Origin of the sequence: Salmonella sp. SAL-020 (assembly GCF_017372215.1) — a bacterium.
Lineage (GTDB): Bacteria > Pseudomonadota > Gammaproteobacteria > Enterobacterales > Enterobacteriaceae > Salmonella > Salmonella enterica.
This window is the reverse complement of sequence record NZ_CP071690.1, coordinates 4,475,930-4,497,141: the sequence shown is the minus strand read 5'-3', so window position 1 is coordinate 4,497,141 and position 21,212 is coordinate 4,475,930. Positions and strand designations below refer to the sequence as shown.

Genomic DNA, 21,212 nt, shown 5'->3' with positions numbered 1-21,212 from the left:
TTTTCCTTTATACAGTCGTTACTTTTTTACGTTGGCGGTCAGCCCGGCGCTGATGCGCACCTGTTCCAGGATGGCGCTCCAGTCTTCCCGACCGCGGCCTGCGGCCCGCGCCAGGTTATAAACTTCACGGGAGGCGGCGCCGAGCGGCATCGGTACGTGCAGTTGATTGGCGACATCCAACGCGATGCCAAGATCTTTGTGCGCCAGATCGATCATGAAGGCGGGAGACAGATCTCCTTTCATCACTTTATTCGGCCAGGTGGTGGTGAAATGCCCTTTGCCTGCGGCAGTGCCGCTCATCACTTTTAAAGCCACGTCGAAGGAAAGCCCCAGCGCTTCACACAGCACGGCGGCTTCGGCGGAGAGCGCATTTAGCGCAATACTCATGTAGTTGTTGATCAGTTTTAAGCGAATACCCATTCCCGGGCCGCCGGTGTTGACCAGCTCATTACCCATCGCCATCAGAACAGGGGTAGCACGCTCTACTTGCTCCGCCGTACCGCCTGCCAGCAGCAACAATGTGCCGGTAATCGCGTTGTCGGATGTCCGGCCTACCGGCACATCCATCATGCTGAACCCTTTGCTCTGCATGTCGGCAATCAGCTTATCGGTTTGCAACGGATGAATAGTGGACATATCAATGACCAGCGCTTCATGGGAAAGAGTTTCACAAACGCCTTGCTCGCCAAACAAAACGGAACGAACCAGATCGCCGTTCGGGAGCATGGTGATAACAAATTCAGCGCCGATGGTTGCCTGAGCCGGGCTGCTTGCAGGTTGCGCGCCTTTGTCTACCAGACGCTGTACGGCGTCGGGATTAACATCGAAGACGCTGAGTTGATGGCCCTGCTTTAGCAGATTGCTCGCCATAGGGGAGCCCATCTGTCCCAACCCGATAAATGCTATAACTGCCATATCGTTCTCCTGAACACGGTGGTGTCATTTTTTGTCATTAATGAGCCTTTTCCTGTCTGTTTGTGATCGTATTTGTAATTTATAGTCAAAAAATTGACAGCCGTCACTTTTTAAACATTTCGTGAAATTAAAATGATCACATCGAAAATGCTTGAGGAATGACCATGGTTCGTATTGCTTGTGTAGGTATTACCGTGATGGATCGCATCTATTACGTGGAAGGATTACCGACAGAAGGGGGTAAATATGTGGCGAAGCGCTATACGGAAGTGGGCGGCGGGCCTGCGGCGACCGCTGCCGTGGCTGCGGCGAAATTGGGCGCGCAGGTGGACTTTATTGGCCGTGTGGGCGATGACGACACCGGAAACAGCCTGCTGGCGGAACTGGAATCCCTGGGGGTAAATACCCGCTATACCCGCCGCTACACGCAGGCCATGTCCTCGCAGTCAGCGATTATGGTGGATGCCAAAGGAGAGCGGATTATCGTTAATTATCCCAGCCCGGATTTATTACCTGACGCCGACTGGCTTAACGACATCGATTTTTCGCAGTGGGATGTGGTGTTGGCGGATGTGCGCTGGCATGACGGCGCAAAACAGGCGTTTACGCTGGCGCGTCAGGCTGGCGTCATGACTGTTCTTGATGGCGATATTACGCCGCAGGATATTAGCGAGCTGGTGGCGTTAAGCGACCACGCCGCCTTCTCCGAGCCAGGGCTGGCACGCCTGACGGGGATGAGCGAAGCCATTGATGCGCTAAAAAAAGCACAAATGCTCACAAATGGACATGTCTATGTCACGCGAGGCAGCGAAGGCTGCAACTGGTTGGAAAAAGCGGCGGTACGCCACCAACCGGGTTTTACCGTGGAGGTGGTGGATACTACTGGCGCGGGCGATGTTTTTCATGGCGCACTGGCATTTGGCCTGGCAAGCGGATACGCCATCGAAGAGGCTGTCAGATTCGCCAGCGGCGTTGCCGCGCTGAAGTGTACGCGCCCGGGTGGCCGGGCGGGTATCCCTGATTGTGAGCAAACCCGATCTTTCTTGTCACTTTTTGTATAATATGAGCAGTAGGAAGCTTTTAGAGGAATGCTCATGAGTCTTACCGAACTGACCGGTAATCCGCGACACGATCGGCTGTTAATGCTAATTGATGAACGCGGCTATATGAATATCGATGAGTTAGCCAGTTTGTTGGAGGTCTCTACCCAGACGGTTCGCCGCGATATTCGTAAATTAAGCGAGCAGGGGCTGATTACGCGTCATCACGGCGGCGCTGGCAGAGCGTCCAGTGTGGTCAATACCGCCTTTGAGCAGCGAGAGGTCTCCTGGACGCAAGAGAAAAAAGCCATTGCGGAAGCCGTGGCTGACTATATTCCGGATGGCTCCACGATATTTATCACGATTGGAACGACGGTTGAGCAGGTGGCGCGCGCGCTGCTCAACCATAATCATCTGCGCATTATCACCAATAGCCTGCGCGTCGCGCACATTCTTTATAATAACCCTCGCTTTGAAGTGATGGTGCCTGGCGGCACGCTGCGCCCGCATAATAGCGGCATTATCGGGCCATCCGCGGCGGCGTTTGTGGCGGGGTTCCGGGCGGACTATCTCGTCACCAGCGTAGGCGCGATAGAGAGCGATGGCGCGTTACTGGAGTTTGATGTCAACGAAGCCAGCGTAGTGAAAACCATGATGGCCCACTCGCGACATATTCTGCTGGCCGCCGATCATACGAAATACCATGCTTCTGCGGCGGTTGAGATCGGCAATGTGTCACAGATTACCGCTCTGTTTACGGACGAGTATCCCGGTCCGGCATTACAGAATTTACTTCAATCCCAGCAAATCGAAGTGGTTCAGGTGAGTCCTTCGCTGGACGACGCCGTTTCAGCGTGACAAGCGCCCTTGCGCCGGATGGTCGCGTCAGCGCTTTATCCAGCCAATAAAACGGCGCTGTGATGCAGGCGATATTGAACATCGTCTGCGTTTCTATTGTCTTTTTGTTAATTGATTTATAAAGGGATACATAGTCAAACTTCTCCTTTCCCGCTACAGTTATTCATCCCCGGTTAGCAAGGAGAATGACATGCTCTACATCTTTGATTTAGGTAATGTGATTGTCGACATCGACTTTAACCGCGTATTAGGTGTGTGGAGCGACCTGAGTCGAGTACCGCTGGCTTCGCTGAAGCAAAAATTTACGATGGGCGAGACTTTTCACCAACATGAACGCGGTGAGATAACGGACGAAGCGTTTGCTGAAGCTTTCTGTCATGAAATGGCGTTATCGCTCAGTTATGAACAATTTGCGCACGGCTGGCAGGCGGTATTTGTCGGATTACGGCCCGAAGTGATTGCTATCATGCATAAACTGCGCGAGCAGGGGCATCGCGTGGTGGTGCTATCCAATACTAACCGACTGCATACCCACTTCTGGCCGGAAGAATATCCGGAGGTGCGCGCTGCCGCCGACCATATTTATTTATCCCAGGATTTGGGAATGCGTAAGCCGGAAGCGCGTATTTATCAGCACGTCCTGCAGAAAGAAGGTTTTTCTGCTGCCGATGCGGTCTTTTTCGACGACAATGCCGATAATATAGAAGGGGCCAACCAGTTGGGGATCACCAGCATTCTGGTGAAGGATAAAGCCACCATCCCTGACTATTTCGCGAAGCTGTTATGCTAAAAACCGTTCACCAAAAAGCTGGACGCCATACGCGCCCTGTTCGGGCCTGGCTCAAGCTATTATGGCAGCGTATCGATGAGGATAATATGACGACTCTGGCGGGAAATCTCGCTTATGTCTCATTACTCTCCTTAGTACCGCTTATTGCCGTCGTTTTTGCCCTTTTCGCTGCTTTTCCGATGTTTTCTGATGTCAGCATTCAGTTACGCCATTTTATTTTTGCTAACTTTATGCCAGCCACCGGAGACGTGATTCAGCGCTATATTGAGCAGTTTGTCGCTAACTCCAACAAAATGACGGCGGTGGGTGCCTGTGGACTGATTGTGACGGCATTGCTGTTGATGTACGCCATTGATAGCGCCTTAAACACTATCTGGCGCAGCAAACGCACACGGCCAAAAGTGTACTCTTTTGCGGTGTACTGGATGATCCTCACGCTCGGCCCGCTTCTCGCCGGTGCCAGCCTGGCGATCAGCTCCTACCTGCTTTCTTTACGCTGGGCCAGCGATCTGAATACGGTCATCGACAATGTATTGCGCATCCTTCCGCTGCTGCTCTCGTGGATCTCATTCTGGTTACTTTACAGTATTGTCCCAACAACTCGCGTACCGAACCGTGACGCCCTTGTCGGCGCGTTTGTCGCAGCGTTGCTGTTCGAGGCCGGAAAGAAAGGTTTCGCGCTTTATATCACCATGTTCCCGTCATATCAGCTCATTTATGGCGTACTGGCAGTGATCCCTATCCTGTTTGTCTGGGTATACTGGACCTGGTGTATAGTCTTGCTTGGCGCAGAAATAACTGTCACTCTCGGGGAATACCGAAAACTCAAACAAGCCGCAGAACAAGAAGAAGCTGACCAACCATGATTGCATTAATTCAACGCGTAACCCGTGCCAGCGTCACCGTGGAGGACGAGGTGACGGGTGAAATCGGCCCAGGACTTTTGGTGTTATTGGGTGTCGAAAAAGAAGATGACGAACAAAAAGCGAATCGTCTGTGCGAGCGCGTGCTGGGATACCGTATCTTCAGCGATGCTGACGGCAAGATGAATCTGAATGTACAACAGGCTGGCGGCAGCGTGCTGGTGGTGTCGCAGTTTACGCTGGCGGCAGATACCGAGCGTGGTATGCGACCAAGCTTTTCCGGCGGGGCTGCGCCGGATCGCGCGCAGGCGCTTTATGAATATTTTGTCGAACGCTGCCGCCAGCAGGCGATAGACACGCAAACCGGACGCTTCGCTGCCGATATGCAGGTTGAGCTGGTTAATGACGGCCCCGTGACATTCTGGCTCCAGGTATGAGTCAGCTTCCGGCGTGGCCGCGGATAACAAGAGAGAGTACGGCTATGTATCACCTTCGAGTTCCGCAAACAGAAGAAGAATTAGAACGTTACTACCAGTTTCGCTGGGAGATGCTGCGTAAACCGCTGCACCAGCCGAAAGGGTCGGAGCGGGATGGCTGGGATGCGTTGGCGCACCATCAAATGGTGGTGGACGAAGAAGGAAATTTAGTTGCAGTGGGCCGCCTGTATATCAATGCAGATAACGAGGCGTCTATCCGTTTTATGGCTGTACATCCCTCGGTACAGGATAAAGGGCTGGGGACATTAATGGCGATGACCCTGGAGTCTGTTGCCCGCCAGGAAGGCGTTAAGCGCGTCACCTGCAGTGCGCGCGAAGATGCGGTTGAGTTCTTTGCCAAACTCGGGTTTGTCAATCAGGGGGAGATTACTACGCCCACAACCACGCCAATCCGCCATTTTCTGATGATTAAACCGGTAGCATCGCTGGATGATATCCTGCATCGCGGCGACTGGTGCGGGCAGCTTCAGCAGGCCTGGTATGAGCACATTCCATTGAGTGAAAAGATGGGGGTGCGCATTCAGCAGTACACCGGGCAAAAATTTATCACCACGATGCCGGAAACCGGTAATCAAAATCCGCATCACACGGTGTTTGCCGGCAGCTTGTTCTCCCTGGCGACGCTGACCGGATGGGGACTTATCTGGCTGATGCTCCGTGAACGCCACCTGGGCGGGACGATTATTCTTGCTGACGCCCATATTCGCTACAGTAAACCCATTAGCGGAAAGCCAAACGCCGTGGCTGATTTGGGGTCGCTAAGCGGTGATTTGGACAGGCTGGCGCGGGGTAAAAAAGCGCGTGTCCAGTTGCAGGTTGAACTGTTGGGCGGCGAGACCGCTGGGGCAATTTTCGAAGGCATTTATATCGTACTACCTGCGAAACCGTTCGGCCCGTATGAAGAGGGCGGGAATGAGGAGGAGTAGCTGGACATCTCCAACTACTCGATGAAGGCATCTGCTGGTAGTTTGAAGCGTTGTGTAAGCGCTTTAATATGATTAACCGTTAGTGCTCTGCGGCCATTTAAGATGTTGCTGACGTTCGATTTAGAACCAAGTTCGTTGGCAAGATCTGCTGCTTTGAGACCGTATTGATCCATGAGCGTTCGCAATACTGAAACGCCAGGGGGCGTTTTCTCCAGGTGTTGGTTGAGTGCTTTGAATTCCGGCGCATGTTTTTCGTATTCACTGATTCGGGCACAGAGCAATTCAAATAGTGGGTTTTCAAGATCGTCGTGGTCGACCAGAAACTCCACTAGCGCTAGTGCCCTGCGATACTCATTGTCATTTCGGTCTTCCCCCATCAGTGGGACGCTTTTTACCGCATCGCTGAAGGTATCAACGATCTTTTTTGCGCTGGTTGCATCCATCTGACGATGAGTTCTCATTCTTTATTACCCCGATCATATGCGGTCAGTTTGTCATATTCGGCATGGGAAACGATATGTTTCACAAATATCTTATGTAACCTGAAATCTATGTAGGAAATGAGTCTCAGGCTGTTACCAGAAACATCAATCACCCACCATTTATCTCTGTGCTTAAAATTATCCAGTGAAGGAATATACCGCTTCATCTCTTCAGGCTGAGTGAGTGTTTTTTTCTCCAGAACATTCAGCAACTCAGTGAGAGCAAGCTCATGGTTTGGATACATGAGCATCGCTTCATTGAACGGTTTTCGGCTGATAACATGCACAATGTAGTTCCATTACAAAGTTTTCAACCTGAAAACAATTTAGCGCAACGTTATCCAGTTTTCAAGTTGAAAACAAAATTGAATTTTAGGTCATTTTGCCTGTTGATGGACTTACAACACGCCAGGCCACATCTCGCATGGCGCTTCGTGCCGCCTGGCTCACGCCTCCTAGCTGGAAAAAGCCATGGATGACACCGAGATAGCGCTGGCAAGTGCATTCCACACCCTGTTCCTGGAACCGTTGATACAGGGCCTCGCCCTCATCGCGCAGTGGGTCGAATTCGGCAGTAATGATGTGCGTGGATGGCAGTCCGGCGAAGTCCTCACGCCAGAGCGGACTGGCTTCAGGATGCAGTGGATCGGTTCGCGGCATATACATCTCGTAGCCTGAAAGCAGCGTGTCACGCGTGATAATGTAATCCAGCCCATTACAGGTGTAGCTCGCAAACCTGGCGGTTGCGTCCAGCATGGGGTAGATCAGAATCAGCTGTGCAGGTTGCCATTGACGGGCGGCTTTCAGGCGTAGCGCGGTGACCAGCGCCAGATGCCCACCCGCGCTGTCACCGGCAAGCGTAATGTTCTCGCGATCTATCCCCAGTTTCTGGGCATATTTCCAGATAGTATTAGCTCCGGTTTCGGCATCGTTATGTGCGGCCGGGAAGGTGTGCTCTGGTGCAAGTCGGTACTGTGCCGCAATCACGCGACAACGGCTGTAAAAAGCTAACTGCCTTAACTGGTTATCGTGAGTGGCAAAACCGCCGCTGACAAAGCAGCCACCATGATAATAAATGATGCAGGGTAATTTCCCTGTGGCATTGAGCGGCGAAACCACGCGAAACGTCATGGCATCGAGTTCAATATCTTCAACCTGGACGCGGGTTTCTGTTTCTCCTGCCAGCGTCGTGCTGGCGATGTAGCCCGCCCTCCGGTCATCAATATTCTGTTCGCGAGAAGAGGGGCGTCCCGCGGCGATAAACCCAGCGACCAGTTCGGCAATTCCTTTTTCCAGTGGCATATAACGCTCCTTTAACTGTATGTATGTACAGTTTATAACCTGGTTCGTTGGGGATGGAAAGTGGTGAAACGAGGGGATGATGATTCTGGATAGAGGTTCGCAAAAAATGGAATGCGGTTGGCGCTGGGTTTTTAATTTTTGTACTGTGAAATGATGATGCTATACGCCATTGACGTATAGATTATTTTCACTACTATAAGCCAATGGCGTATGGAATATGCAATTTATAGAAACGGAACTCTTTACTGAAGATGTTAAAAAACTGCTCGATGAGGATGAATACCATAAGCTTCAGGTTTTTATGGCTCAGCATCCAGATTGTGGTGATGTCATTCAGGAAACGGGCGGCCTGAGAAAAATGCGCTGGGGAGCGCGAGGCAAAGGAAAGCGTAGTGGCGTGCGAATTATCTATTTTCACCGTAGTCAACGGTATGAGATTCGCTTGCTTCTGATTTATCAAAAAGGCATTAAAGATGATCTCACGCCGCAGGAAAAAGCGGTGCTTCGTATGCTGAATGAGAGGTGGTAGATGGATAAAGTGTTATTTGAGCGATTAACTCAAAGTATGTCTCAAATGAATGAAATCATTGAAGGGACCCGTGAGCCTTCTCGTACCTTTCATATTGATGCAATGAAGATTAAAGAAATACGGCAGGCATCTGGGTTGTCGCAATCTAAGTTTGCAGAACTGATTTCGGTCAACGTGGATACGCTGCGCAACTGGGAGCAAGGAAGACGTTCACCGACAGGGCCAGCCAAAGCGTTACTTCGCGCCATTGCCAACGACCCGAGAAACGTTATACAAGCATTGCGTTATTGAGCAATGATCCGGCTAACGTAGATTGCTAGCCGGTATACCAGAGAACTTATTCCCCTTCCCCCGGGAACAGGAACGGGTTGATGGAACTGCGGGCGAACCCTTCCTGCTCCATGCGCGCGTCCAGCACCAGCGAGGCGAGGTCGTCGGCCACGGCTTCCACTTTCGGGTCTTTTTCCTGATAGAGAATCTTCAGGTAAGTCCCGCAATCGCCGCAGCTTTCGGCTTTCACCGCAGCCTGCTCATTTTCCAGCGACCAGTAGTGTAAGTCGCGGCTCTGTTCGCAGTTACTGCATTTTACGCGCACGACATGCCATTCGGTTTCGCACAGGTTACAGTGCAGATAACGCAGCCCCTGCGTGGTGCCGATCTGCACCATGCTGGAGACCGGCATCGAACCGCACACCGGGCAATACTGGCGCGCTTCACCGTATTCCGCGCGGGCTTTGCCTGGAATCAAGCTGGCCATTTGCGCCCAGTAAAGGGAGAGCGCGGCCCAGATAAACGGGGCTTTATCGCTGCTGACGGAGGCAAAATCCGAGGCAAACAGCGCGCTGGCCATCTGCTCCAGCTCCTGCTCGGAGGCTTTCTCCAGGTTTTCGATAACCGCCAGCGCCGGGCCGCTCATTTCCGGCTTCAGTTCAGCAATCATCGAGTGCAGCAGCGTATGCCAGTGCTTGTCGCGCGGCAGAACGTGAATATCCAGCGGCGGTTTGCCCTGATCGTTCGCGTCTTTAATGCGCGCGGTGAGGTCCATCCGCAGCGGATGATCGTACAGCACCACTTCCTGCGCGTGCGCGATAAGCGCGGCAAAGCGCAGGTAATCGCCCAGCGGGTTATTTTCAGCCAGCTCGCGCAGACGTTCGGCGCGGCGGTTGTAGACGTTTTTGAGTCGGGGGAACAATAACGGCGGAATCATATCCGCCGTACGTTTCTCGCTCGACCCCAGCTCATCTTGCGGGATTATGCGAATACTCATTCAGTTTCTTTTTCCGTTGTCTTGCGGACTTCTCGGTACCAGCGTGGGTGATGTTTCTTCGCCCACGACCGGGTTACCCAGCCTTCCACCATCGCGGTAATGGTACCTTTCACCCAAAGGGCGGCGTAGATATGCACCATGATAACCACAATTAACGCTACTGCGGCAAAAGAATGCAACATTAACGCGAATCGGATCACCGGGATTGAGAAAGCAGGCGCAAAGTACGGACGCCAGATAATTACCCCGCTCACCAGCAGCAGCACTAGGAAGATAATCGCCGCCCAGAATACGCATTTCTGGCCGAAGTTATAACGCCCGGTGTCACCCACTTCCTCGTTGACGACGATCTTACGAATATTCTTCGCCCAAAAGATATCATCCCGATTGATTAGATTGTGGTGCCAATAACGGAAAAACATGATGATGAACGAGGCAAACATAACCACGCCCACAAACGGGTGCAGAATTCGCGCCAGTTGTGGGGTGCCCAGGATATGCATCAACCAGTTGAAGGATGGGAATAAAAAGCCCAGCCCGCTCACCGCCGCCAGCACGAAGCAGAAGGCGACGATCCAGTGGTTGATGCGTTCCGGCGCCGTATAGCGCACGATGGTGTCACGTCGTTTCATTTGCGCACCTCGTCTTTCTCTTCATGCAGGTTGTCATCTTCCTCTTCCGCACGGTTCGGGCCGACGCCGACATAGTGGAAGACGCTGGCGGCAAAGGTCGCGGCAAAACCGAACGCGGCGAGCGGTTTCCAGACGCCTTTCCAGAACTTAACGGTTTCGCTGATTTCCGGGTTCTCCGGCAGACCGTGATACAGATTCGGCTTGTCGGCATGATGCAGCACGTACATGACATGCGTACCGCCTACGCCCGCCGGATCGTACAGACCCGCGTTGTCATAACCACGGGTTTTTAGTTCCGCCACCCGCTCGCCCGCCAGCGTTTTCATATCCTCTTTCGAGCCAAAATGAATGGCGCCGGTTGGACAGGTCTTCACGCAGGCCGGTTCCTGGCCGACCACCACACGGTCAACGCACAGCGTACATTTATAGACGCGGTTGTCTTCCGGGTTGAGGCGCGGCACGTTGAACGGGCAGCCAGCGATACAGTAGCCGCAGCCGATACACTGCTCGGACTGGAAGTCGACAATACCGTTAGCGTACTGAATGATCGCCCCTTCCGCCGGACAGGCCTTCAGGCAGCCGGGATCGGCGCAGTGCATACAGCCATCCTTACGGATCAGCCACTCCAGTTTGTCGTTCTGTTCCACTTCCGAGAAGCGCATCACCGTCCAGGATTTCGCAGTTAAGTCCGCCGGGTTGTCATACACCCCGACGTTATTGCCCACTTCATCACGGATGTCGTTCCACTCGGAGCACGCCACCTGACACGCTTTACAGCCGATACAGGTGGTGACGTCGATGAGTTTCGCCACCTCTTCCTGGTGGTCCCGCGCCTGGGGCGCGGGGGTGAAACCGTTAGTGGCGGAACGACGAATGATGTCTTGCGATTGATAAGCCATAGGTCGTCTCCGTTACACCTTTTCCACGTTCACAAGGAAGGATTTAAACTCCGGCGTTTGCGTGTTCGCATCGCCGACGAAAGGCGTTAACGTATTGGCGATAAAGCCTTTTTTTGCCACGCCTTCGTAGCCCCAGTGAATAGGAATACCGATGGTATCGATATCCTTGCCGTCCGCTTTCAGCGTGCGAATACGCTTGGTCACCACTGCTTTGGCTTTGATATAGCCGCGGTTCGAGGAGACCTTCACGGTATCGCCATGCGCGATGCCGAGCTTATTCGCCAGCTTCTCGCCAATTTCCACAAACTGTTCCGGCTGGGCGATAGCGTTAAGCAACGCGTGCTTGGTCCAGTAGTGGAAGTGCTCGGTCAGACGGTAAGTGGTTCCGACATACGGGAACTTATCCGCTTTACCCAGCGCGTCGGCATCGTCTTTAAAGATACGGGCGGCAGGGTTAGAGATAACGTTCGGGTGCAGCGGGTTAGTGCCCAGCGGCGTTTCAAACGGCTCGTAGTGTTCCGGGAACGGCCCTTCCGCCATCTTATCGATAGCAAACAGGCGACCCATCCCTTCCGGCTGCATGATAAACGGTCCGACGTCACTGCCGGGCGCGGCGGCGCTGTAGTCCGGAATATCCCATCCGGCCCATTTGCCGCCTTCCCATTTCAGTAGCTGACGTTTCGGGTCCCAGGGATTACCCTGCGGATCGGCGGAGGCGCGGTTATAGAGGATGCGGCGGTTAAGCGGCCATGCCCATGCCCAGCCCAGCGTGTTGCCGAGACCAGACGGGTCGGCATTATCACGACGCGCCATCATGTTGCCTTCCGGCGTCCAGCTACCGGCGAAAATCCAGCAGCCGCTGGACGTCGTACCGTCATCGCGCAGTTGCGCGAACGAACTGAGCTGTTGACCTTTCTTCACCACCACCGCGCCGGTTGCCGGGTCGATAAGATCGGCCAGCGCTTTACCGTTACTTTCCATCGCCACTTCTTCAGAGGCGGGTTCGTATGGTTTGGTGTAGTTCCAGGTCATATTCAGCACCTGTTCCGGGTTGGCGCCGCCCTGTTCAGAGTACATCTTACGCAGGCGTAAGAAGATACCGGCGAGGATTTCGCCGTCGGTCATGGCAATTCCCGGGGCGTCCGCGCCCTTCCAGTGCCACTGTAACCAGCGACCGGAGTTAACGATGGAACCATTTTCCTCGGCAAAACAGGTGGAAGGCAGACGGAACACTTCGGTCTGGATTTTTGCGGGATCAACGTCGTTCGACTCACCGTGGTTTTGCCAGAAGGTGGACGTTTCGGTGTTGAGCGGATCGATAGTCACCAGGTACTTCAGTTTGGAAAGCGACGCGACCACTTTGTTTTTGTTCGGGAATGAGGCCACCGGGTTAAAGCCCTGGCAGATATAGCCGTTGACCTTGCCCTGTTTCATCATCTCGAAGTACTGCAGTACATCGTACCCTTTGTCCCACTTCGGTAGCCAGTCAAAGCCCCAGCTATTTTCCGCTGTCGCTTTATCACCAAAGAAGGCCTTCATCATCGAGACGAAGAATTTCGGATAGTTGCCCCAGTAGTTGACCTGATCCTTCAACAATGGCTTCGGCGTATTGGCAGCCAGATAGGTTTGCAGGTCGGTCTGTTTTTCGCTCGGCAGCGTCAGGTAGCCCGGCAGACTTTGCGACAGCAGTCCTAAGTCGGTCAGTCCCTGAATATTGGAGTGACCGCGCAGGGCGTTAACGCCGCCGCCGGCCATCCCCATGTTACCGAGCAGAAGCTGGATCATTGCCATAGTACGGATGTTCTGCGCGCCGATGGAATGCTGCGTCCAGCCCAGCGCGTACAGGAACGACGCGGTTTTATCTTTTGCGCTGGTTTCTGCAATGTACTCGCACACTTTCAGGAAGTCCGCTTTCGGCGTACCGCAGATATTTTCTACCACGTCCGGCGTATAGCGCGAGACATGCTGTTTCAACAGATTCCAGACACAGCGCGGGTGTTGCAGTGTCGTATCGCGTTTGGCAAAACCGTTTTCGTCCAGCTCATAGTGCCAACTGGTTTTATCGTACTGCCGCTTGTCTGCGTCATAGCCGGTGAACAGACCATCATCGAAGCCAAAATCTTCACGCACGATCAGGCTGGCATTGGTATAGGCCTCGGTGTATTCACGGTTGTATTTTTCGTTGGTCAGCAGATACAGCATCACGCCTGACAAGAAGGCAATGTCAGTACCAGAGCGTATTGGCGCATAGAAATCGGCCACCGACGCGGTACGCGTGAAGCGCGGATCGATCACAATCAGCTTCGCGCCGTTGTGAATTTTGGCTTCCATCGCCCAGCGGAACCCGACCGGGTGAGCTTCTGCGGCGTTACCGCCCATCACCACGACGAGGTTGGCGTTCTTGATGTCGACCCAGTGGTTGGTCATCGCACCGCGACCAAATGTTGGAGCAAGACTTGCTACCGTTGGTCCGTGTCAGACACGCGCCTGGTTGTCGACCGCGAGCATACCCAGCGCGCGGGAGAATTTTTGCGTTAAATAACCCGTCTCGTTACTGGATGCGGAAGCGCACAGCATCCCGGTGGTGAGCCAGCGGTTAACGGTAACGCCTTCGGCGTTCTGCGCCTGATAGTTGGCGTCGCGATCTTCCTTCATCAGTTTAGCGATGCGGTCAAACGCTTCTTCCCAACTGATCTGTTGCCACTTATCTGAACCCGGCGCGCGGTATTGCGGGAATTTCAGGCGGCTTTCAGAGTGGATAAAGTCCACCAGACCGGCCCCTTTCGGGCACAGCGCGCCACGGCTTACCGGATGATCCGGGTCCCCTTCGATATGGAAAATAGATGCTTTGGCGTTTTTCGCACCGTCGCCGAGGCTGTACATCAACAGCCCGCAGCCAACGGAACAGTAGGTGCAGGTGTTACGGGTTTCGCGGGTGCGCAGCAGTTTATATTGCCGTGTTTCCGCTAGCGCTACGCCGGGCGCGAAGCCCAGTGCCGCCGCCGTGGTGCCTGCCATACCGCCAGCGCAGATCTTAAAGAACTGCCTTCTGCTGACCTGCATGGTTTGCTCCTTGTTTCGACATTGTCACTTCTCTTTCACATTTCTCTATCTGAAACGCTCAGGGAGTGGTTGTTATTTTTCTTTGCGGACGGGCCCGCAAAGGTTCAGAATTGGATAAATTTTCCTCCATCCGGGAGGAGTTGTAACAGAATACCATAATGTTGGTGTGTGTGTTCTTATATGGTTAAAAGAAAGTGAACAATATACTGTCTGAAGAAGTCCTAAATGTGACTGATTTCACAACCTCACGCCAGTTGACTCTCTGGAAACGCGAGGATTTGCAGTCCCCCCAACTTGATGATGTTGCCGAGGAAGTGCCTGTGGCACTGGTGTATAACGGCATTTCGCATGTTGTTATGATGGCCTCTCCGAAAGATCTGACGCATTTCGCAATGGGGTTTTCTCTGTCGGAAGGGATCATTGACAGCCCGCGTGAAATCTATGGCATGGACGTTGTACCGTCCTGTAACGGACTTGAAGTGCAGATTGATCTTTCCAGCCGTCGATTTATGGGGCTGAAAGCGCGTCGTCGCGCGCTGGCCGGACGCACCGGTTGCGGCGTGTGTGGCGTGGAACAGCTCAATGACATCGGTAAGCCGGTGCAACCGCTGCCGTTTAGCCAAACGTTTAATCTCGGTAACCTTGATCGCGCGTTAAAACATCTGAATGATTTTCAACCGACGGGTAAGCTGACGGGTTGTACGCACGCTGCGGCGTGGGTCATGCCGTCGGGTGAACTGGCGGGGGGCCATGAAGATGTCGGACGCCACGTTGCGCTGGATAAACTGCTCGGCCGCCGCGCTACGGAAGGTGAGGAATGGCGGCAAGGCGCGGCGCTGGTTTCCAGTCGTGCGAGTTACGAAATGGTGCAGAAGTCGGCGATGTGCGGTGTGGAAATTTTGTTTGCGGTTTCTGCTGCTACCACGCTCGCGGTTGACGTCGCTGAACGGTGTAATCTTACGCTGGTGGGGTTCTGTAAGCCGGGTCGGGCGACGATTTATACCCATCCGCAGCGGTTAATCGCAGACTAAAATAGTACCCTCTACATTTGCGTAAAATATATATTTTCTCAATTTTACAGCCTCTCTTGATAACGGAATCACGTATAGTGGCGAGGCCATACAGGTTTTAATCGTTTTTATGCTGGGCCGCAGCTTATTCCAGCCATTCACGAGGCGCTTGCTACCCGGTAATACTTCGAACGAAAAAAGCGCCCCTGGGGCGCTCTTTCGACAGTCGCTAACGACTTATTTGTTCAGTTTAGCGGTCATATGCACGCGATTTGCAGCGTGAAAAGCTTAGAACTCACGCTCAAGATGATAGCCATTATAGGTATCGATGAGCTCGTTATAAGCTTTAACCACAGCCTCATAAGAACCATCTACCATATCACCGCTGCCGCTATTGAGGTAGTCCTGCTCATGCGAGGTATACGCCACGTTATCGCGCACGCGCCGAATGCGTTTTTTCACCTTGCCCTGGAATTTTTCCAGCTCAGAAATAAAACCAGGGAAGCTACGATGTTTATCTATATCAACGTTGATCTTCTCGTTTAGCTTCTGAGTATGCTCTTCAAAATCAGCGAGCTGTTTGCTTACTGCCGCCACATCAAAAGAATCATCAGCTACAGCGTCATTAAGCGTCTCGGCTTCCTGCATCGTCAAAAGCGTATAGTACTTAATGGATTTACCTTCTTTCTTCTCGGTCGCCTTAATTTCATTAGCCGCATGCTGCCCACTCATAATGGTAATCTCGGCGCGCAATGGGATCAAACTCATCGAACTGTTTTATAAACGTTTTATGGAACGCTTTAGCGCCAGCAAAGGCATCATCCTTGAAGTTATCTTGATCATAGTATTTATTCATACTATTGATTGTTTCAGCTAGTGGTCCAGCCGCATTAATAAATGCCAGAGCAGCACTATCCAGAGAGGCAAACGCCGGCTTTAATTCAGCCGCCGCCTTGATGTCTTTCCGGCAGTCCTGGATAAGTGCAGGATACACAGGAACCAGCGGAGAGGGATCGTCTTCCTTACCGGTAGGACCGGTGCGGAAATCGTCGAATGTGTTAGCATAACGATTTACAGCGCGGTAAATACCTGCCTGGAGATTATTATAACAATCAATGTAAACATTTAGCTTTTGGTTAAGAACATCGTTCGCATCTGCGCTTTCCGCTGATGTGGATTGTGTATTGCTCGCTGATGAGTCCGCACTCTGAGCTACAGGTTGTTCGTCCGCTTTTTTTTCATCACAAGCGCTTAGCCCGGCAGTCATCAGCATAGCGATAATAATTGATGATAACAAATCCTTTTTCATTAGAATAACCTATAAATAATATCATTGAAATTTACAGATTCATTTTAATGAAAAAAAACAGGTATGTGATTTATTCAACATAAAAAATACTTAATCCATATTTCATTATAATTAACATTATCAATATCAATGTGTTCGTTAAAATAAGAGAACCCCAACGTAAATATACAAAAGGCAATTAAATGAAAAGGAATTTATTATCCTCAGCGATAATCATTGCGCTAATGACCCTGGGCGCAACAGGATGTGATAACAATAATGTTAAAACCGAGGCGACGCCGGCCGCCAGCAGTCAGCCTGCGACGCCAGCGCCTTCTCAGACGCCGGAAACGCAATCTGACGAAAGTCCAGCGCAGCCCTCAGCAGCGAAGCCAGAAACGGCAACTCAGCCCCCGGCGGCGAAGCCAGAAACGCCAGCTCAGCCGGAGGTTGACGCTGAAGAAGTTTATAGTGAAAAAATGGATGTCTATATCGATTGTTTTAATAAACTTCAATTGCCCGTTCAGCACAGTCTGGCGCGTTACGCGGATTGGGTGAAAGACTTTAAAAAAGGTCCGACAGGGAAAGAGAGCCTGGTTTATGGCATTTATGGTATTACGGAGTCTTACATAACGAATTGCCAGAAAGAGATGAAACAGGTGGCCGCCTTAACGCCATTACTTGAGCCTATTGATGGCGTTGCCGTTAGCTATATTGATAGCGCCGCCGCGCTGGGTAATACCATTAACGACATGGAAAAATATTATACCCAGGAAAACTATAAAGATGATGCCTTTGCTAAAGGTAAGGCGCTGCATCAGACATTACTGAAGAATATCGAGGATTTTAAACCCGTCTCGGAAAAATATCATGAGGCTATTCAGGAAATAAATGACAGGCGGCAATTGACACAGTTGAAGAGAATAGAAGAAGCGGAAGGTAAAACATTTAACTATTATTCTCTGGCTGTCATGATTTCGGCAAAGCAGATCAACAAGGTTATTTCTGCCGATACCTTTGATGCCGAAGCGATGATGAAAAAAGTCGCGGAACTGGAAACAATGATTGCACAATTGAAAGAAGTGAATACTGATGGCCGTAATTCTTCTTTCATCAGCTCTGCGGCTGATTATCAGCTACAAGCTAAAAAATATATTCGTCGCATCAGAGACAATGTTGAGTATTCTGATTTTGAAAAGAAACGGGTGCAGGACCCTGCAACAGGATGGATGGTTGCGGATTCTTATCCGGCGTCGTTGAGAAGTTATAACGAGATGGTGGATGATTATAACCGCCTGCGTTGAGTGACGGCACATTAACTGCGCACAGGCTGGCGCAAGTGCCTATAAAATTACGCTATAACGCCAATAAAAAGCGCCGATCAGGCGCTTTTTTCGTTCATGTATTCTTCATCAGGCAATATCCGTAAAAATAGCTGACGTAAACATTAACTAAAGAGAGCTATTAGAAAAACCAGTAATCTGAAGCTATCACAAGATGTTGACGTCACGCTGGAAGGTACTGGTAGTGTCATTGAGGATCGGCATTTATATGGAAAGCATTTATCCCGTCTGATGCGAAAATTCTGAGCCACTTCAGCATAGGGCGGCCCAGCCTTTATCACTTATAGGGTGTCACGTCCAACTGTTCGGTAAGACGTTAATTAATACCCGCCATTCGTAATAACGCGGTCACCACCGCAGCGGCGATAATCACCACAATAAGCGGCATTTTACGCCAGGCTAAAAATACGGCGAAGCCAACCCCAAGAACGCGCGCCATTCCGGCAAAATGTTCGCCTTCGTAAAAGGTGGTCGCCAGCGCGACGGAGAATAGTAGCACCGTTGCCGCATCCGAGAGCAGCGCCTGTGAACGCTCAGACAGCGCCAGACGGCTGCCAAGTTTAGCGCCGCCGAGGCGCATCAAATAGGTTCCCGCAGACAAAAGAGCAATACCGATAATAAATAGCGTCATATTGCCCATTATTTTTTCCTCGCCAGTAGGCCAAGCAGCGAAAGCAACACCGGCAATCCGGCAGCTACAAAGGGAACGGCGGCAAGCGACAGCGCGGCGCCGCTGCAACCACGAATCAATGTGGTGCGGTTTTTAAACGCCGGGATCACCAGCGCCAGTAAGATTGCCGGGAATACGGCATCCAGACCGATGGTTTCTGGGGCCGGAAGCAGTTTGCCGACACCAGCGCCAATCAGTGTGCCAATCGGCCAGAATAGGGCGACGCCCAGACCGCATAGCCAGTAGGCGGCTTTACGTTGTTCGGGTGTTTTTTGCGACAGGCCGAACACCACGCTCTCATCATTCATAATATGGCAGCCGAAAAAGCTGGCGGCGCGGGTGCCAACCAAATCGCGCACCGTTACGCCAAACGGCACGTGGCGCGCATTCACCAGCAGTCCTGCCGCCGCCGCCGCTAACGGATTGCCGCCGCTGGCAACAATGCCGATAAACATAAATTCGGACGCGCCCGCCAGCACAAAAATAGAGAGGACAAACGGCACCCACAGTGGGAAACCGTAGGCCATCGCCAGTGAGCCATAGGACATGCCGACGACGCCCACGGCCAGGCACACTAAAAATATCGCTTTTATCGTGTCTCCCTTGAGACAGGAAAAATAGTGTTTCATCTTCTTTAGTCATATCGAACGAATTTTCATTATAATGAACGGAACAGATTTGCTTTACAAGACGAACATTTCGTTCGTTATAGTGAACGTTGGATGCTTTATGACACAACCTATTAGCGTCATTGCCAGAAGTCTGGTACGCGAACGCCAGCGAACCGGACTGTCGCTGGCGGAGATTGCGCGGCGCGCAGGCATCGCTAAATCTACGCTTTCACAACTGGAAGCAGGGAACGGCAACCCCAGCCTGGAGACGTTATGGTCGCTATGCGTCGCGCTCGACATTCCCTTTGCCAGGCTGCTGGAGCCGCAGGTACAAAAAACGCAGGTGATTCGCCGCGGAGAAGGCACCAAAGTGGTGGCGGAGCAGGCGCATTATCAGGCGATATTACTGGCGGCATGTCCGCCCGGCGCGCGGCGTGATATCTATCTGCTGTTGACGCAGCCGGGGGCCGACCGGATCTCTCACCCGCATCCGCCGGGGTCGGTGGAACATATTATTGTTACGCAGGGAAAAGCCCTCGTCGGCTTAACCGAGGCGCCGGAAGAGCTGGCGGAGGGCGATTACATTTGTTATCCCGGCGATCAGGCGCATATCTTTAAAGCGCTGGAACCGGATACTCAGGCTATCCTGGTAGCGGAGCAGAATTGAAATTGCCGGATGGCGGCGTAACCGCCTTATCCGGCCTACAAAAAATAAAACCGTAGGCCCGGTAAGCTTGCGCCACCGGGCACACGACTTACTGCAGATAGAACACCTCTTTTAGCTCTGCGCTGACCGGGCTGTTATCCGGATTCGCGGGCATAACGTCACGCATATGTTTCCACCAACGCTGGCAAACGTCGGTGCTGGCAACGGCGTTCCAGCGCTCCTCGGATTCAATCTCAACGGTGGCGAACAGCAGATTGCGCTCCTGATCGAGATAAATCGCGTAGTGATGCGCGCCGTGAGATTTTAATACGGCTTCCAGCTCCGGCCAGATTGGGTTATGACGACGCTGATACTCCTCGTGCGCGTCGGCATTTACCTGCATCACAAAGGCTTTGCGGATCATAACGCCTCCAGGTACAGCCCGCGAACTTCATCGCGGCTGGCGGTGCGCGGGTTACACGGCGCGCACGGGTCGGCGAGGGCTTTATCCAGCCAGCCTTCGATATCTTCTTTTGTGACGCCCAGCTTGCTGAAACCTTCTGGAATGCCGACGCGTTTGCTCAGCGTACGGATAGCGTTAATCGCTTCCTGACTTGCGGCTTCGTCAGACATACCGCGCGTCTCTACGCCCATCGCCTGTGCGATACGGGCAAAACGCGCGACGGCGTTCGGACGGTTAAAGTTCTCGACAATTGGCAGCAGGATAGCGTTGCAGACTCCGTGCGGCAGGTTGTGAGTTGCGCCCGGCTGGTGCGCCAGCGCGTGAACCAGCCCCAAACCGGCGCTGTTGAACGCCATACCCGCCAGGTACTGGCCGAATGCCATTTGCTCACGGGCTTCGAGGTTATGGCCATCGTCAACCGCTTTCGGTAGCCACAAATTGATTAAGCGAATCGCTTCCAGCGCGTTAGCGTCGGTAAGCGGATGCGCGCCAACGGAGACATAGGCTTCCACCGCATGGGTCAGGGCATCCATGCCGGTTGCGGCGGTCACAGACGCCGGGATTTCCAGCATGACGCTGGCGTCATCCACGGCGATATCCGGGATGATGTTCGGGTCGATGATTACCTCTTTGACCTTACGGGAAGAGTCGATAATCACCGCGTTGCTGGTCATCTCTGCCGCGGTACCTGCCGTAGTATTAATCGCTACCAGCGGTACGCCGGCGTTTTTCACTTTGCCGACGCCGGAGTAGGCGGTAGATGGGCCTGGGTTGGCGGTGAGGATTTTCACCGCTTTTGCGGTATCGATCGGGCTGCCGCCGCCGAAGGCGATAATGTAGTCACATTCTGCGCTCTGATACGCCGCAAAACCTTTCTGCACCAGCTCTTCTGTCGGATTTGGGAACACCTCATCAAACAGGTGGTAAGACATTTGATGTTCATCCAGTGCGCTAAACAGGCTATCCAGCAGGCCCTGCTTTACCAGTTGACCATCGGTAACGATCAGCGCTTTGCCCCATTGCTTATTCGCCACGAGGTTCACCATATCGGCAATCGCTCCAGCGCCATGCAGGCTAATTTTTGGCAGTGCCAACATAAAGCTCATCACTATTCTCCT

23 protein-coding genes and 1 pseudogene are annotated in these 21,212 nt (G+C 52.5%); 11 read left to right on the top strand and 13 right to left on the bottom strand.

From position 1 onward, the window contains the following. Positions 1-18: 18 nt before the first annotated feature. A complete protein-coding gene (gene yihU, locus J1G48_RS21745) occupies positions 19-915 on the bottom strand; it encodes a sulfolactaldehyde 3-reductase (protein ID WP_000268244.1) in 897 nt (298 codons plus the stop codon). 164 nt (positions 916-1,079) lie between these two features. Between yihU and J1G48_RS21740 the strand changes: the two genes are divergently transcribed. The 6 genes from J1G48_RS21740 to fabY all read left to right on the top strand — a co-directional run bounded on the left by J1G48_RS21740 (position 1,080) and on the right by fabY (position 5,889). Next, the gene (locus J1G48_RS21740) at positions 1,080-1,976 is read left to right on the top strand and encodes a sugar kinase (RefSeq protein ID WP_001520529.1); all 897 of its coding nucleotides are present in this window, start codon (positions 1,080-1,082) and stop codon (positions 1,974-1,976) included. A gap of 33 nt (positions 1,977-2,009) precedes the next feature. Continuing rightward, a complete protein-coding gene (locus J1G48_RS21735; RefSeq protein ID WP_000059693.1) occupies positions 2,010-2,813 on the top strand; it encodes a DeoR/GlpR family DNA-binding transcription regulator in 804 nt (267 codons plus the stop codon). Positions 2,814-3,003: 190 nt separating this feature from the next. Continuing rightward, on the top strand, positions 3,004-3,603 hold the full coding sequence (gene yihX, locus J1G48_RS21730) for a glucose-1-phosphatase (protein WP_000965695.1): 600 nt from the start codon (positions 3,004-3,006) through the stop codon (positions 3,601-3,603). Continuing rightward, positions 3,597-4,469 (top strand): virulence factor BrkB family protein, encoded by an 873-nt coding sequence (locus J1G48_RS21725; RefSeq protein WP_000921423.1) that lies wholly within the window; start codon positions 3,597-3,599, stop codon positions 4,467-4,469. Before yihX ends, J1G48_RS21725 begins: the two co-directional genes overlap by 7 nt. Continuing rightward, positions 4,466-4,903: a D-aminoacyl-tRNA deacylase gene (gene dtd, locus J1G48_RS21720; protein ID WP_000560968.1), complete on the top strand. Its 438-nt coding sequence runs from the start codon at positions 4,466-4,468 to the stop codon at positions 4,901-4,903. The genes J1G48_RS21725 and dtd overlap by 4 nt, the downstream gene beginning before the upstream one ends. Before the next feature lie 44 nt (positions 4,904-4,947). Next, positions 4,948-5,889, top strand: a complete 942-nt coding sequence (gene fabY, locus J1G48_RS21715; RefSeq protein ID WP_001518251.1) for a fatty acid biosynthesis protein FabY — start codon at positions 4,948-4,950, stop codon at positions 5,887-5,889. 14 nt (positions 5,890-5,903) lie between these two features. Here the strand turns inward: fabY and J1G48_RS21710 are convergent, their stop codons facing one another. The 3 genes from J1G48_RS21710 to J1G48_RS21700 form a co-directional block, all read right to left on the bottom strand. Beyond that, positions 5,904-6,350, bottom strand: a complete 447-nt coding sequence (locus J1G48_RS21710) for a type II toxin-antitoxin system HigA family antitoxin (RefSeq protein WP_001259009.1) — start codon at positions 6,348-6,350, stop codon at positions 5,904-5,906. Next, positions 6,347-6,658: a type II toxin-antitoxin system HigB family toxin gene (locus tag J1G48_RS21705; protein WP_000558168.1), complete on the bottom strand. Its 312-nt coding sequence runs from the start codon at positions 6,656-6,658 to the stop codon at positions 6,347-6,349. The genes J1G48_RS21710 and J1G48_RS21705 overlap by 4 nt, the downstream gene beginning before the upstream one ends. Positions 6,659-6,743: 85 nt before the next feature. Further along, a complete protein-coding gene (locus J1G48_RS21700; RefSeq protein WP_001127705.1) occupies positions 6,744-7,673 on the bottom strand; it encodes an alpha/beta hydrolase in 930 nt (309 codons plus the stop codon). 217 nt (positions 7,674-7,890) lie between these two features. On the opposite strand from J1G48_RS21700, the gene J1G48_RS21695 reads away from it, so the two are divergent. Both J1G48_RS21695 and J1G48_RS21690 read left to right on the top strand, forming a co-directional pair. Continuing rightward, positions 7,891-8,202 (top strand): cytotoxic translational repressor of toxin-antitoxin stability system, encoded by a 312-nt coding sequence (locus J1G48_RS21695; RefSeq protein ID WP_001159635.1) that lies wholly within the window; start codon positions 7,891-7,893, stop codon positions 8,200-8,202. Then, positions 8,203-8,493 carry a DNA-binding transcriptional regulator gene (locus tag J1G48_RS21690; protein ID WP_000362050.1) on the top strand — a complete coding sequence of 97 codons (291 nt, stop codon included), beginning with the start codon at positions 8,203-8,205 and terminating at the stop codon, positions 8,491-8,493. A gap of 46 nt (positions 8,494-8,539) precedes the next feature. On the opposite strand, the gene fdhE is transcribed toward J1G48_RS21690, so the two are convergent. From fdhE to fdnG, 4 genes are read right to left on the bottom strand one after another with little or no spacing between them, the layout of a single operon-like run. Further along, complete coding sequence (gene fdhE / locus J1G48_RS21685; protein ID WP_000027736.1) at positions 8,540-9,469, bottom strand: formate dehydrogenase accessory protein FdhE; 930 nt, start codon at positions 9,467-9,469, stop codon at positions 8,540-8,542. Continuing rightward, positions 9,466-10,101: a formate dehydrogenase cytochrome b556 subunit gene (fdoI, locus tag J1G48_RS21680; RefSeq protein ID WP_000829025.1), complete on the bottom strand. Its 636-nt coding sequence runs from the start codon at positions 10,099-10,101 to the stop codon at positions 9,466-9,468. The genes fdhE and fdoI overlap by 4 nt, the downstream gene beginning before the upstream one ends. Further along, positions 10,098-11,000, bottom strand: a complete 903-nt coding sequence (fdxH, locus tag J1G48_RS21675) for a formate dehydrogenase subunit beta (protein WP_000331364.1) — start codon at positions 10,998-11,000, stop codon at positions 10,098-10,100. The genes fdoI and fdxH overlap by 4 nt, the downstream gene beginning before the upstream one ends. Positions 11,001-11,012: 12 nt before the next feature. Then, positions 11,013-14,063 (bottom strand): formate dehydrogenase-N subunit alpha, encoded by a 3,051-nt coding sequence (fdnG, locus tag J1G48_RS21670; protein ID WP_077248424.1) that lies wholly within the window; start codon positions 14,061-14,063, stop codon positions 11,013-11,015. A gap of 194 nt (positions 14,064-14,257) precedes the next feature. Between fdnG and fdhD the strand changes: the two genes are divergently transcribed. Continuing rightward, positions 14,258-15,094, top strand: a complete 837-nt coding sequence (gene fdhD / locus J1G48_RS21665) for a formate dehydrogenase accessory sulfurtransferase FdhD (protein ID WP_001059743.1) — start codon at positions 14,258-14,260, stop codon at positions 15,092-15,094. A 267-nt stretch (positions 15,095-15,361) separates the two neighbouring features. On the opposite strand, the pseudogene J1G48_RS21660 reads toward fdhD, so the two are convergent. Continuing rightward, positions 15,362-16,382 (bottom strand): annotated as a pseudogene (locus tag J1G48_RS21660) (YiiG family protein). A gap of 182 nt (positions 16,383-16,564) precedes the next feature. On the opposite strand from J1G48_RS21660, the gene J1G48_RS21655 reads away from it, so the two are divergent. Next, positions 16,565-17,665: a YiiG family protein gene (locus J1G48_RS21655; RefSeq protein WP_000828057.1), complete on the top strand. Its 1,101-nt coding sequence runs from the start codon at positions 16,565-16,567 to the stop codon at positions 17,663-17,665. A 355-nt stretch (positions 17,666-18,020) separates the two neighbouring features. On the opposite strand, the gene J1G48_RS21650 is transcribed toward J1G48_RS21655, so the two are convergent. Together J1G48_RS21650 and J1G48_RS21645 are read right to left on the bottom strand one after the other, a co-directional pair. Further along, on the bottom strand, positions 18,021-18,344 hold the full coding sequence (locus J1G48_RS21650) for an AzlD domain-containing protein (RefSeq protein WP_000527677.1): 324 nt from the start codon (positions 18,342-18,344) through the stop codon (positions 18,021-18,023). Then, entirely contained in the window at positions 18,344-19,003 is a 660-nt protein-coding gene (locus J1G48_RS21645; protein WP_000683586.1) for an AzlC family ABC transporter permease, read from the bottom strand. The genes J1G48_RS21650 and J1G48_RS21645 overlap by 1 nt, the downstream gene beginning before the upstream one ends. Positions 19,004-19,103: 100 nt before the next feature. Between J1G48_RS21645 and J1G48_RS21640 the strand changes: the two genes are divergently transcribed. Further along, the gene (locus J1G48_RS21640; RefSeq protein ID WP_001517951.1) at positions 19,104-19,652 is read left to right on the top strand and encodes an XRE family transcriptional regulator; all 549 of its coding nucleotides are present in this window, start codon (positions 19,104-19,106) and stop codon (positions 19,650-19,652) included. 88 nt (positions 19,653-19,740) lie between these two features. On the opposite strand, the gene rhaM is transcribed toward J1G48_RS21640, so the two are convergent. Together rhaM and fucO are read right to left on the bottom strand one after the other, a co-directional pair. Next, complete coding sequence (gene rhaM, locus J1G48_RS21635) at positions 19,741-20,055, bottom strand: L-rhamnose mutarotase (RefSeq protein ID WP_000619478.1); 315 nt, start codon at positions 20,053-20,055, stop codon at positions 19,741-19,743. Continuing rightward, the gene (fucO, locus tag J1G48_RS21630) at positions 20,052-21,200 is read right to left on the bottom strand and encodes a lactaldehyde reductase (RefSeq protein ID WP_000009264.1); all 1,149 of its coding nucleotides are present in this window, start codon (positions 21,198-21,200) and stop codon (positions 20,052-20,054) included. The genes rhaM and fucO overlap by 4 nt, the downstream gene beginning before the upstream one ends. Positions 21,201-21,212 lie beyond the last annotated feature (12 nt).